At 71.4% G+C, this 12257-nt stretch carries 11 protein-coding genes, 1 tRNA gene, 1 pseudogene and 1 riboswitch; of the genes and pseudogenes, 6 read left to right on the forward strand and 7 right to left on the reverse strand.

Annotation, left to right across the window (positions count from 1 at the left end):
- Positions 1-212: 212 nt before the first annotated feature.
- Positions 213-1757 carry a C40 family peptidase gene (locus tag IE278_RS42445; RefSeq protein ID WP_246570643.1) on the forward strand — a complete coding sequence of 515 codons (1545 nt, stop codon included), beginning with the start codon at positions 213-215 and terminating at the stop codon, positions 1755-1757.
- 36 nt (positions 1758-1793) lie between these two features.
- Here the strand turns inward: IE278_RS42445 and IE278_RS25755 are convergent, their stop codons facing one another.
- From IE278_RS25755 to IE278_RS43270, 3 genes are all read right to left on the reverse strand, one after another.
- Positions 1794-2363 carry a GNAT family N-acetyltransferase gene (locus tag IE278_RS25755; protein WP_189775640.1) on the reverse strand — a complete coding sequence of 190 codons (570 nt, stop codon included), beginning with the start codon at positions 2361-2363 and terminating at the stop codon, positions 1794-1796.
- Between the two features lie 99 nt (positions 2364-2462).
- Positions 2463-3260: a glutathione S-transferase family protein gene (locus tag IE278_RS25760; RefSeq protein WP_189775641.1), complete on the reverse strand. Its 798-nt coding sequence runs from the start codon at positions 3258-3260 to the stop codon at positions 2463-2465.
- A 126-nt stretch (positions 3261-3386) separates the two neighbouring features.
- Positions 3387-3530: a putative leader peptide gene (locus IE278_RS43270; protein ID WP_362011076.1), complete on the reverse strand. Its 144-nt coding sequence runs from the start codon at positions 3528-3530 to the stop codon at positions 3387-3389.
- A riboswitch (SAM riboswitch) is annotated at positions 3488-3634 on the reverse strand. It overlaps the preceding gene by 43 nt.
- Before the next feature lie 249 nt (positions 3635-3883).
- Here IE278_RS43270 and IE278_RS43275 point away from each other — a divergent pair.
- The 5 genes from IE278_RS43275 (at position 3884) to IE278_RS25780 (ending at position 9014) form a co-directional block, all read left to right on the forward strand.
- A complete protein-coding gene (locus tag IE278_RS43275; protein WP_373312084.1) occupies positions 3884-3991 on the forward strand; it encodes a putative leader peptide in 108 nt (35 codons plus the stop codon).
- 76 nt (positions 3992-4067) lie between these two features.
- Entirely contained in the window at positions 4068-5366 is a 1299-nt protein-coding gene (locus tag IE278_RS25765; RefSeq protein WP_246570645.1) for an LLM class flavin-dependent oxidoreductase, read from the forward strand.
- 19 nt (positions 5367-5385) lie between these two features.
- Positions 5386-6786 carry an NtaA/DmoA family FMN-dependent monooxygenase gene (locus IE278_RS25770; RefSeq protein ID WP_189775642.1) on the forward strand — a complete coding sequence of 467 codons (1401 nt, stop codon included), beginning with the start codon at positions 5386-5388 and terminating at the stop codon, positions 6784-6786.
- Entirely contained in the window at positions 6783-7871 is a 1089-nt protein-coding gene (locus IE278_RS25775) for an LLM class flavin-dependent oxidoreductase (RefSeq protein WP_189775643.1), read from the forward strand. The genes IE278_RS25770 and IE278_RS25775 overlap by 4 nt, the downstream gene beginning before the upstream one ends.
- Positions 7872-7886: 15 nt before the next feature.
- Entirely contained in the window at positions 7887-9014 is a 1128-nt protein-coding gene (locus tag IE278_RS25780; protein WP_189775644.1) for an LLM class flavin-dependent oxidoreductase, read from the forward strand.
- 50 nt (positions 9015-9064) lie between these two features.
- On the opposite strand, the pseudogene IE278_RS25785 reads toward IE278_RS25780, so the two are convergent.
- The 4 genes and pseudogenes from IE278_RS25785 to IE278_RS25800 form a co-directional block, all read right to left on the reverse strand.
- A pseudogene (locus IE278_RS25785) lies at positions 9065-10111 on the reverse strand (RNA polymerase sigma factor); the annotation flags it as partial.
- A gap of 146 nt (positions 10112-10257) precedes the next feature.
- Positions 10258-11241, reverse strand: a complete 984-nt coding sequence (locus tag IE278_RS25790) for a diacylglycerol/lipid kinase family protein (protein WP_189775646.1) — start codon at positions 11239-11241, stop codon at positions 10258-10260.
- Positions 11242-11329: 88 nt separating this feature from the next.
- Positions 11330-11416: transfer RNA gene (locus IE278_RS25795), tRNA-OTHER, on the reverse strand.
- A 170-nt stretch (positions 11417-11586) separates the two neighbouring features.
- Positions 11587-12225 (reverse strand): TetR/AcrR family transcriptional regulator, encoded by a 639-nt coding sequence (locus IE278_RS25800; RefSeq protein WP_189775647.1) that lies wholly within the window; start codon positions 12223-12225, stop codon positions 11587-11589.
- Positions 12226-12257 lie beyond the last annotated feature (32 nt).

The raw sequence follows: 12257 nt of genomic DNA on the forward strand, positions 1-12257 counted from the left end.
TCCGACAGGCCCTCGTGGCGGCCGGAGCCGGAGGTCCAGTCGACTTGCAGGGTGAATCGGCCCAACTGTCCAGCGGACAGAGGTCGTAGGGCATGCCTTTCGGAGCAGTCCGCCCGAACCCCACAGCCGACCCGGCAGGCGGTGCACGGAAGGAGTCGTCTCCCATCGCGCCGGAACGAACGCAGCGCCCCGGAGGCTCCGGCCTCCCCGGCATGTCCCGCTCCGCCCTCGTGAAGGCGGCCCCCGCTTCCGGAGACCAGTTCGCCTCTGCGGGCATTCCCGCCCAGCGGAGCGACGAACCCAGCCGCGAGGAAGTGCAGCAGCGGATCACCAACCTCTACGACCGGGTCGAGAACGCCACAGGAAACTTCAACGTGACCCGTGCGATGAGCACGGCGACGCGCGACACGGTCAGGCCGGCCTCCGGGGACAGGGGCGGCCGGGGCGGATCCGCCGACGCCGCCGCTCCGCTGCCGGACGTCGCGAAGCAGTGGTTCGACGTGGGCCGCTCGCAGCTCGGCCCCGTCTTCCCGGCGGTGCTGCCGCCCGACCGGACGCCGGACCGGGGTGCGGACAGGTCCCGGCCCGCCGACGCGGGCGGCCGTCCGGGCGGCGGTGGCCGTGAGGCACGCGGCGGACGTGAGGGTTCCGACAAGCCCGTCCTGGAACTGACCGCCGGCCCGAGCGCCGGCCCCGGTGCCGGAGGTGGCGCAGGACCGGTCGCGGAACTGACCGCGCGGCCCGTCGCCGAGTTGACCGCGGGACCCGTCGCCGCGCTGCCGGCCGTTCCGGCCCAGCGCCAGGCGGCCGAGAAGGCCTTGCCCGGGCCGTCCGGCGGACCGTCGCAGGCGACCCTGAGGACTTCGAAGCAGCGGAACCAGCGCAAGCTCGGACAGGCCCGCGACCTGCTGGCCGGACACGCGGCCCGGCGCAGCGCGCCCGTCGCGGAACTGCGGCCCTTCCAGGCGGTCGAGGGCGCCTGGGGCCCTGCCGCCCAGGAGCAGAACTACCGCGCGGCCGGGACAGGCGTGGACGCTTGGCAGCAGACCGCCCTCGGCACGGACATGCGCGCGGGCACGGACATGTACGCCGGTACGGCCATGTACCCCGCCCTGCCCGGCACGGGAGCCGGTGTCGCCGCCGACCGGAGCATCGGCGACGGCGTGTACCTCGGAGTCGACCAGTACGCCGGTGCCCAGTACACCGCCGCCCAGCAGACCGACACGGGCCTGTACGTCGACGCGAGCACGCCCATCGCCATGGGCGTCGCCCTCGACATGCAGAGTGCGGCCAACCCCGGATACGGCGTGCCCGCCGCCGCACCCGCCGCCTCGTACGACTCCTACGACACGTCCGCCTACGCCGCGCCCACGTATGCCGCGCCCGACTCCGGGTACGGCGGGAAGGGCGCCAGAGCCGTCGAGTTCGCCCGCGCTCAGATCGGCAAACCGTGCGTATGGGGTTCGATGGGGCCGGGCTCGTACGACTGCTCCAGTCTCACGCAGGCCGCCTGGAAGGTCGCCGGAGTCGCGCTCCCGCGTTCCGTCCAGGACCAGGCGACCGCCGGCACGATGGTCCCCGTCTCGGACATCCACCCCGGTGACCTGGTCCTCTTCAGCGGACAGGTCGGCCACGTCGGTATCGCCACGGGCAACGGCATGATGATCCACGCACCGAGCCCGGGCGTCGCCATCCGCGAGGAGTCGATCTACTGGGCCGGTGAGGCGGCGATCCACAGCGTGATCCGCCCCGCATAAGCCCGCGTTGCGGGCACAGGGCACAGTGCTCAGGGCTCAGCGCGACTGCGGCGTCTCCGCAGGCTGTATCAACACCTTGGTGAAGCAGACGCTGAACGGATTGCGGTCGTACGGGGCGTACGGCCGCACCTCCTCCCAGCCCTCCCGCGCGTAGAGAGCCCGGGCCTCCGGCTGGAGCGCGCCCGTCTGCAGCCACAGCCGGTCGACGCCGAGGTCCAGCGCGGTCGACTCCACCGCCGCGAGGGCCGCTCGCGCCAGACCCCGGCCGCGGTGCTGGGCGTGCACGAACACGCGCTTCACCTCGTGCCGGTTGGGCAGCCTGCGCAGCGAGGCGGTGGCCACCGGCACTGCGTCGGCGTAGGCGACCCAGGTGACGACGATCTCCTCGGCCGCGGGCTGCGGCGCACGTACGCGCCGGTGCTCGACCGGCGCGTAGCGCGGGGCCAGTTCGGCGGACATCTGCTCCCGCAGCCGCGCCGGGGCCGGGGCGTCCCACTCCTCGGTCACCCAGCGGACCGCCGGCTCCCGACGGACGGCGAGGACTTCCTCCCCGGCCGCTGTTCCGACTTCTTCCCCGGCCTCTTTTCTGGCCTTCTCCCTGATCATGCGCACATGCTCACACCGGTGGGTGAGGTGTGTCGTCGGCCCGGGCCTCCTGTTCGCAGAACGGAAACACCGTGTTCGCAACGGCCGCCGGGCCGCCCTCTAACGCCTCGCCTGCCCGGTGCCGGAGAAGGCCGGGTGCAGGCCGAGCCGCCGGACGTACCGATCCAGATGGAGGTACGAAGACAGGGCGTCGTCGGCCGTCCCCAGGTGGGTGAGCGCCACCCAGAGGTCCACGTCGGCGGCCGTGATGGCGTCCCCCAACACATAGGGGCTGCAAGCCAGTTGGTGGTCGAGCAGGGTCAGGGTCGCCGCCCGGGCGTGGGACGGGGAGGCCGGTGTGACGTCCCGGGCGAGGAGTTCACGCAGGGCGTCGATCTCCGCGGCGAGGGCCGGCGGTCGCAGCGCGGGCACGCCGGACCCTTCGTCGTCGTGGAGTTCGGCGCGTTCCGCGAGGTCGGCGAGGTCGCGCAGGATGTCGGGCGTGTGGTTGCTGACGACACGTCCGCTCCACCGGTCGCACAGGGCGGGCGCGGTGAGCGGGCCGTCGTAGTGGTGCCAGGTCGCCTCGTAGGCCCGGCGCAGCGAGGCGAAGGCGTCCGGTGTCTCGGCGGGACGGGTCAGCACGGTGGTGGCCGTCGAGTTCTCAAGTCCCAGCAGGGCGAGGGTGATCGAGACGCGCAGCGAACGCTGACAGCCTTCGGACAGATACAGCTGATAGCGGTGCGGCGCCGGGTAGAAGCCGCCGGCGAGGCCGACGCCTATGCGGCCGCGGAAACGGTGCGGACGCGCGGTCGCGCTCGGTGCGACCGTGCCGCAGGCGGGCATGCCGGTGACGGGCGTACGTGCCGCCGTCGCGAAGGTACCTGTGCTCGCACCGCGGGAAACTGTCTCGGGCATGGCTCTCCAGAGGGAATCGCGGAAGCCCTGGCCGCCTTGTGGGCACCAGTGGCGAAACGGAGTGACTGCGCTGTGTCGTGCACGTCCGACGGTCCGGGTCGAGCGGACCGGACGGATGGCAGTGGACTAGTAAGCGCTGGAGACGCGCAACAGATCGATGTGCAGTCGCCTCGTCAAGCCGTTCCTGGGCAATTCCCACCCGTCCCGGTCGGGGCTCGCACGAGGCGAGACCACGCTTGTCCCGCCCCACCGGCGGAACCCGGTCGTCACCCGGGGCACCCCGTCGCGGTGGAAGGGTTGCCTGTCAGCGGGCCGGGGCCGATGACCGCACGGACGGGAAAAAACCCGTCCGACGGGCGCTGACAATCGTGACCGTCCCCGCAAGTGTCGGTGCGCTGAGTGAGGTCGTCAAGAAGGGACGAGACGGCGTCTCAGCACGTGGGCAGATCAATTTCGAGGCTGTCGGAAGAAAAGGCTCGGCCGTACTGTTGTGTGCGTCGACGAGCAGACGGTGCCCGCCACCGGGACCGTGACGGCGACCGAGGCCGGACGGACCCGCGTCCGCCGGGCCGCAGGACGGACAGGACGACAGGACGGAGGAGACGCACGTGCGACCGCACCCGGTGCCCCGCCTCCGTGTCCCGAAGCTCTCTCCGCGCCGCCGCGTACGCCTGTACTCGCGACAGCACATCGACCTGCTGCGCGTCGCCGGCGCGCTCTGTCGTCCCTGACCCGTACCTCCGCGGCCCCGCCCTCCCGTGGTGAGGGCCGGCTTCCTCCACGGTCGATCAGGAAGGCACCTCCGTCGTGTCGTCAGTACCTTCTTCCGCCCTGCCCTCTTCCCCCGCCCAGCCCTCCTCCTCCGCGCTGCGGCTCGCCGTCGCGCTCGACGGAGCCGGCTGGCATCCCGCCGCGTGGCGCGAACCGGTGGCCCGCCCCCGCGACCTGCTCACCGCCGGTTACTGGACGGACCTCGTCACCGAGGCCGAACGCGGCCTGCTCGACTTCGTGACCATCGAGGACGCTCTCGGCCTCCAGTCCTCGCACTTCACCGAACCCGACGGACGGACCGACCAGGTACGCGGCCGGCTCGACGCCGTCCTCATCGCCGCCCGGGTCGCGCCACTGACCAGCCACATAGGTCTGCTGCCGACCGTGGTGGCCACCCACACGGAGCCCTTCCACATATCGAAGGCGATCGCCACGCTGGACTATGTGAGCACCGGCCGTGCGGGCGTACGGGTCCAGGTGTCGGCCCGCCGCAACGAGGCCGCGCACTTCGGCCGCCGTACGGTCCCCTCGTTCCGCATCGAGGAGTTGGAGAGCCCCGCCGTCCAGGAGTTGACACTCGACCTCTTCGACGAGGCGGCCGACTACGTCGAAGCGGTGCGGCGGCTGTGGGACAGCTGGGAGGACGACGCCGAGATCCGGGATGTCGCCACCGGCCGCTTCGTCGACCGGGACAAGCTGCACTACATCGACTTCGAGGGCGCGCACTTCAGCGTCAAGGGGCCGTCGATCACGCCCAGGCCGCCGCAGGGCCAGCCGCCCGTCGGGGCGCTCGCCCACGACACGGTGACCGGTGCCCCGTTCCGGCTGCTGGGCCGCTCCGCCGACCTCGGGTTCGTCACCCCGCACGACACCGGACAGGCCCGGACGATCGTCGCCGCGGTGCGCGCCGAACAGGACGCGGCCGGGCGGGCGGGGGAGCCCCTGCACCTCTTCGGCGATCTGGTCGTCCTCCTGGACGGCGACCCCGCCGAGGCCGCGGCCCGCAAGGAGCGGCTCGACGGCCTCGCGGGCTACCCGTACACGAGCGACGCCCGGATCTTCACCGGCTCCCCGTCCCAACTGGCGGACCTGCTGCAGGAGTTGAGCGAGGCCGGACTGACCGGTTTCCGGCTGCGCCCCGCCGTCGTCGGCCACGACCTCCCGGCGATCACCCGGGGCCTGGTCCCCGAACTCCAGCGCCGGGGCGTCTTCCGGCACGCGTACGAGGCCGACACCCTGCGCGGGCTGCTCGGACTCGAACGCCCGGCCAACCGCTACGCCGCCGCCTCCGGGGCCATCGCCCCCGAGGCCGCCGCCGCCGTCACCACCGCCTGAGCCGGAAGGACCCACGAACATGAGCGAGCCCCGCAAGCCCGTCAAGCAGATCCACCTCGCGGCCCACTTCCCCGGCGTCAACAACACCACGGTGTGGAGCGACCCCCAGGCCGGCAGCCACATCGAGTTCAGCTCCTTCGCGCACTTCGCGCGCACCGCCGAACGCGCCAAGTTCGACTTCCTGTTCCTCGCCGAGGGTCTGCGCCTGCGCGAACAGGGTGGCAAGATCTACGACCTGGACGTCGTCGGACGGCCCGACACCTTCACGATCCTGTCCGCGCTCGCCGCCGTCACCGAACGACTCGGCCTGACCGGCACCATCAACTCCACCTTCAACGAGCCCTACGAGGTGGCACGGCAGTTCGCGAGCCTCGACCACCTCTCCGACGGCCGCGCCGCCTGGAACGTCGTCACCTCCTGGGACGCCTTCACCGGCGAGAACTTCCGCCGCGGCGGCTTCCTCCCGCAGGAGGAGCGCTACTCCCGCGCCAAGGAGTTCCTGGCCACCGCGAACGAACTCTTCGACTCCTGGCGCGGGGACGAGATCGTCGCCGACCGGACAACCGGCACGTTCCTCAGCGACGCCAAGGCCGGCGCCTTCGTCCACCAGGGACAGCACTTCGACATCGAGGGACAGTTCAACGTCCCCGCCTCCCCGCAGGGCCGCCCGGTCATCTTCCAGGCCGGGGACTCCGAGGAGGGCCGCGAGTTCGCCGCCGCCGGAGCCGACGCGATCTTCAGCCGGTACGCCACCCTCAAGGAGGGCCAGGCCTTCTACACGGACGTCAAGGGCCGCCTGGCCCGCCACGGCCGGACCCACGACCAGCTGCTGATCCTGCCCGCCGCGACCTTCGTCCTGGGCGACACGGACGCCGAGGCCGCCGAGCTGGCCCGCGAGGTGCGCCGCCAGCAGGTCAGCGGGGCGACCGCGCTCAAGCACCTAGAGTTCGTCTGGAACCGCGACCTGTCCGCGTACGACCCGGACGGACCGCTGCCCGACATCGACCCCGACCTCGGCGAGCACACCCTGGCGCGCGGCCGGGCCCAGGTGCGCATGTACCGCGACCCGCTGGCCACCGCCCGCGAGTGGCGGGAGCTGGCCGCCGCCAACAACTGGTCCATCCGTGACCTGGTCATCGAGACGGGCAACCGCCAGGCGTTCGTCGGCTCGGCCGAGACGGTCGCGACCACCATCAACGAGTTCGTGCAGGCCGACGCCAGCGACGGCTTCATCCTCGTCCCGCACATCACCCCCGGCGGCCTCGACGTCTTCGCCGACACGGTCGTCCCGCTGCTCCAGGAGCGCGGCGTCTTCCGCACGGAGTACGAGGGCACGACCCTGCGCGACCACCTGGGACTGGCCGAGCCCGCCGCCCGGCCCGGCACCCCGGAGCGGGGCGAGCGGGCGGTCGCCTCGTGAAGTTCCTGGCGATCACCCTGATCGTGCACGCGCCGGACCCGGTGACCGGCGTCCAGAAGTCCACCGCCGCCCGCTTCCGCGAAGTGCTCGACAACGCCCTGCTGGCCGAGGAGTTGGGCTTCGACGGGTTCGGTGTGGGGGAGCGGCACGAGCGCCCCTTCATCTCCTCCTCGCCGCCCGTCGTCCTCAGCCACATCGCCGCCCTCACCTCCCGGATCCGCCTTTTCACGGCGGTGACCACCCTCAGCCTCCTCGACCCGGTCCGCGCGTACGAGGACTACGCGACCCTGGACCACCTGTCCGGCGGGCGCCTCGAACTGATCATCGGCAAGGGCAACGGCGCCGCCCAGCGCGACCTGTTCCACGTCACGCCCGAGGACCAGTGGGACCGCAACGCCGAGAGCTACGAGGTGTTCCGCAAGCTCTGGCGGCAGGACAAGGTGAGTGCCGCGACCCGCTTCCGCCCCGAACTGGTGGAAGCGGAGGTGTGGCCAAGACCGCTGCAACAGCCCGTCCGCGTCTGGCACGGCAGCGCCACGAGCAAGGAGTCCGTGGACCTCGCCGCCCGCTACGGGGACCCGCTCTTCTCGGCGAACGTCTCCAACCCCATCGAGCCGTACGCCGAGTTGATCCGGTACTACCGCGAACGCTGGGAACACCACGGCCACGACCCGGCCCGTATCGTCGTCGGCGCCGGTACCGCGGGCTACTACGCGGCCCGTACGTCACAGGGGGCGATCAGCGCCTACCGGCCCGTCTTCGAAGGGCAGTTGGCGTTCCAGAAGCGGCTCGGCCTCGAACCGGTCTTCCCCACCCTGGACGACTTCGTGGAGCGCAGCTCGGCCCTGATCGGCAGCCCGCAGCAGATCATCGACAAAGTGCACCGCTACCACGAGCGGTTCGGCCACACCGTCCTCCATCTCCACGCGGACGCGAACGGTCTGACGGACACTCAGCACCGCGACTCGCTCGCCCTCTTCCAGTCGGCGATCGCCCCGGTGCTGCGCCGCGAGATCCCCGACCCGCCGTTCCCCTGGGGCCCGGTGCTGTCCGGACCCACGCCGGTACCCGCCGCCGACCGCTGAGGAGAACCCCCGCACATGTCAGACATCCCTCTCGGCGTCCTCGACCTCGTCCCGGTGTCGTCCGGCTCCACGGCGGCCGACGCGCTGCGCAACTCCATCGACCTGGCCCGGCGGAGCGAACAACTCGGCTTCTCCCGCTACTGGTTCGCCGAGCACCACCTCAACCCCGGAGTCGCCGGGACCTCCCCGGCGGTCGTGCTCGCGCTCACGGCGTCCGCGACCTCGACGATCCGGCTCGGCTCCGGAGCCGTACAACTGGGCCACCGCACCGCCCTGTCCACGGTGGAGGAGTTCGGGCTGATCGACGCGCTGCATCCCGGGCGCCTCGACCTGGGCCTGGGCCGCTCCGGCGGCAGGCCGCCCGGCGGACCCGTGGAACCGCTGCCGGACGCGACCCCGGTCGTGGACGGCCGGGCGCCCAACGGCCTGCTGATCCCGCCGAAGTTCTCCTTCGCGCACCTGCTCGGCTCACCCCGGGTGGCTCTCCAGCTGAAACTGCTCAAGCAGCCGAACGCCGAGTCGCAGGAGTACGGCGAGCAGATCGACGACATCCTCGCGCTGCTGGCGGGCACCTACCGGTCGGCGGACGGTATCGAGGCCCATGTGGTCCCGGGCGAGGGCGCCGACGTCCAGGTGTGGATCCTGGGCAGCAGCGGCGGCGAGAGCGCCGAGGTCGCGGGCCGGGGCGGTCTGCGGTTCGCGGCGAACTACCACGTCAGCCCCGGGACCGTACTGGAGGCGGTGGACGCGTACCGGGCCGCGTTCCAGCCCTCCGACGTACTCGACAAGCCGTATGTGAGCGTCTCGGCCGACGTGGTGGTCGCCGAGGACGACGAGCGCGCCCGTGAACTGGCCGCCGGATACGGGCCCTGGGTCCGCAGCATCCGCACGGCCGAGGGCGCGATCCCCTTCCCCACCCCTGACGAGGCCCGCGCCCATGTCTGGACCGACGCGGACCGGGCGCTGGTCCAGGACCGGATCGACACCCAGTTCGTCGGCACGCCGGGCCGGGTCGCGAGCCAACTGGAACAACTGGCCGAGGCCACCGGCGCCGACGAACTGCTGATCACGACCATCACCCACGACCACGCCGACCGCGTCCGCTCGTACGAACTGCTGGCGGCGGAGTGGCGACGGCGGTGAGGGGGCGGCTGAGGTGAGCGGGCGGCGGGGCCCAGTGCCCCGCCGCGGGCTCAGCTCAGGCCCACGTAGTCCTGCAGCGCCTGCGAGCGCGAGGGGTGGCGCAGCTTCGACATCGTCTTGGACTCGATCTGCCGGATCCGCTCACGGGTGACCCCGTAGACCTGGCCGATCTCCTCCAGCGTCTTGGCCTGGCCGTCCAGCAGCCCGTAGCGGAGGGTGATGATGCCCGCCTCGCGCGGAGTCATATGGGAGAGGACGGTCTGAATGGTGTCCCTGAGGAGGCGGAACGACACCGCGTCGAACGGGGAGACACTTTCGCTGTCCTCGATCACGTCACCGAGTTCGGTGCCGCCCTCCTCGCCCAGTGGCATATGCAGCGAGACGGGTTCCTTGATGTAGGTGTCGAGTTCCAGGATCTTCGAGACGGGGAGATCCAATTTCTCCGCGATCAGTTCCACCGTGGGCTCGACACCCAGTTCCTGCAGCAATTCCCGACGAAGCCTGGCCACTTTGTTGATCGCTTCCACCGCGTGGACCGGAATGCGGATGGTGCGGCTCTGATCGGCCAGGGCCCGGGAAATCGCCTGCCGGATCCACCAGGTCGCGTACGTCGAGAACTTGAATCCCTTGACGTAGTCGAACTTCTCGACGGCCCGGATCAGGCCCGTGTTGCCCTCCTGGATCAGGTCCAGGAAGTTCAACCCGCGGCGTGTGTAGCGCTTGGCTATGGACACGACCAGCCGGAGGTTCGCCTCCGTGAGGTGCGACTTCGCCCGCAGACCGTCCTCGGCGACCGCGGTCAGCTCCCGCCGGAACAGGGGGTCGAGACCGCGCTCCTCGCCCAGCTTGCGCTGGGCGAACAGGCCGGCCTCGATCCGTCTCGCGAGATCCACCTCCTGCGCGGCGGTGAGCAGGCGGACCCGGCTGATCACCTTCAGGTAGTCGCGCACCTGGTCGACGGAGGCGCCGTCGGACGTGAGCACGGGTTCAGGGGCGTCGGACTCGTCGTCCGGAGACAGCGCGAGGGCCGGCTGCTCCTGGTGGTCTGTCTCCATCGCGTTCAGCATCTCTTCCCGGGCCTCGGTCCCCGTGCACACTCAAGCAATGTCAACCAACGTGAACCAGGACCGCTGGGCCCTCGGAAACCTCACATTCTCGTCATTCCACTTTCCGCTCATAAAGGTACACCCGCCCGAGCGGTCGGAGACGGTCCACAATTACCGCAAAATTCGGGTGACAAGTATCACGTGATCTGCGTGCTTGCTTTTCGGGGCGTTTCATGGGTCCGGTCCTGTGATATTTCCGCGCGGTGAGAAGCGCCGGCCGCCAGGACCCGCAGGGCGCGTGGGACGACGTCCAGCGTGTACCGCGTGGCGTCACCGGAGCGGACCAGGTCGCCGTCGTACTCGAAGAGCAGCGGGCGGCCGTCGGTGCGTTCCAGGACGACCCGGCGGCCACGGGCGTAGACCACACCCTCGCGGCCCACATGGTGTCCCTCGCGCGCCAGTCGCAGCAGTTCGGGGGTGGGCAGGGCGGTGCCCGCGACACAGACGTCGAGGAGGCCGTCGTCCAGGACGGAGTGCGGACAGGCCATGAAACGGCCGGCCCGGTAGCGGCCGCCGCCCACGTTGGCGCAGACCGTGTCGCCGGAGTGAACCTCGGCGCCGTCCACGGTCACCCGGCCGGGATAGGGCGGGAACCCGGTGCGCAGGGCGTCGAGCAGCGCCTTCTCGTAGCGGTCGCGGCCCCGTGCCGCGTTCCCACGGGCCGGGTTCAGCGTCTGGGCCGCGAGGCCGGTCGAGGCGCCCAGCAGCGCGGTGCCACGGGTCTCCGCAACCCGGATCAGGTCGACCTGCCGTACGTGGGGTGCGGACAGGGCGGTCTCCAGGACCGACTGCCAGGGGCGGTCCGACCAGAGCTCCCGGTAGAGGGAGTTGCCGCTGCCCCCGGGCAGGACCAGCAGGGCCGGGTGCCCGGGGGAGCCGGCCAGGCCCGTCATCAGCTCGTGCGCGGTGCCGTCGCCGCCCAGCGACACCAGTACATCGGGGCCGCCGGGACCGGTGGCCGCCCTGGCGAGCGCGCGGGCGTGGCCGGGATGCCGTGTCAGGAGCAGATCGACGGCGGGACCGGCCTCCCGGACCAGCCGCAGCGCCTCGGCGGTGACGTCGGCGGAGTACGACCCGGCGGCCGGATTGACCACGAGGAGAACGGACTTGGGAACGCTCATCGGCGGACTCTCCGACGCGATCGACGACAGGGGGACGACAGGGTCGGGCGGCGTACGACAGAGACGGGCGGCGTACGACAGGAACGGGCGGAGAGGGCAGGATTCGAACCTGCGTGGGCTTGCACCCGAACCGGCTGACGCCGGCACCCCGTTGGGCCGCTGCGGGCACCTCTCCCGGTGGATCCGTGGAATTGGTGAGATCCGCGCGATCCGTGCGATCCGTGGATTCCGCGGAACCTTTACGAGTCCGATGCTGCCGCGTGCCGCTGAGACGCCGCTGACACGGGGCTGAGATCCAGGGTCCGTCCGCAGCCCGTCCGCGACCCGTCCGCGGCCCGACCGCGGTCAGGGGGCGGCGGGTGCCGCTCCCGAGTGCTCGGGCGGCCCGCCGAGGCCCCGGTGCGTCAGTTCCCGTACCGCCGTCACGACCGCCTCCGGGTCGATGTCCTCACCGCGGCTGATCATGTCGTCGAGCAGGCCGTCCGCCGCGTAGAACAGCATCCGGCACACCAGCCGTGGATCGCACGCCTCGAACGCCCCCGCCCGTGCGCCGCGTTCGACGAAGTCGCCGACCAGGTCCACCACCCGCCGGTTCGAACTCCGGCACAGTTCCAGGGCCTTGGCGTTCGCCGAGCCGTAGACGATGCGGTGCAGGGCCGCGTTCTCCACGGCGTGCTCCACGAGGGCGCGCAGCAGCCGGTCCAGGGTCGGCCACCAGTCCTCGCTCTCCTCCAGCCGCTCCCGGGTGGCCCGCAGGAACCCGTCGACGTACTCCTCCCAGATCGCGCCCAGCAACTGGTCCTTGGAGTCGAAGTACAGATAGAAGGTGCCCTTGGCGACCTCGCCCGCCTCCGCCAGCTCCGCGATCGTCGCCGCCGCGAAGCCCTTCTCCCGGAAGACCTTCGCCGCGCCCCTCACCAGCGCGGCCCTGCGGTCCTCGGGACTCCTGGCGACCCGTTTGCGTCGTGTGGCTGCCGGTGTCATCAGTTCGCCCTCTCTGTCCGGGAGTCGACCGA

The sequence above is a fragment of the Streptomyces tauricus genome (genome assembly GCF_014650955.1).
GTDB lineage: Bacteria > Actinomycetota > Actinomycetes > Streptomycetales > Streptomycetaceae > Streptomyces > Streptomyces tauricus.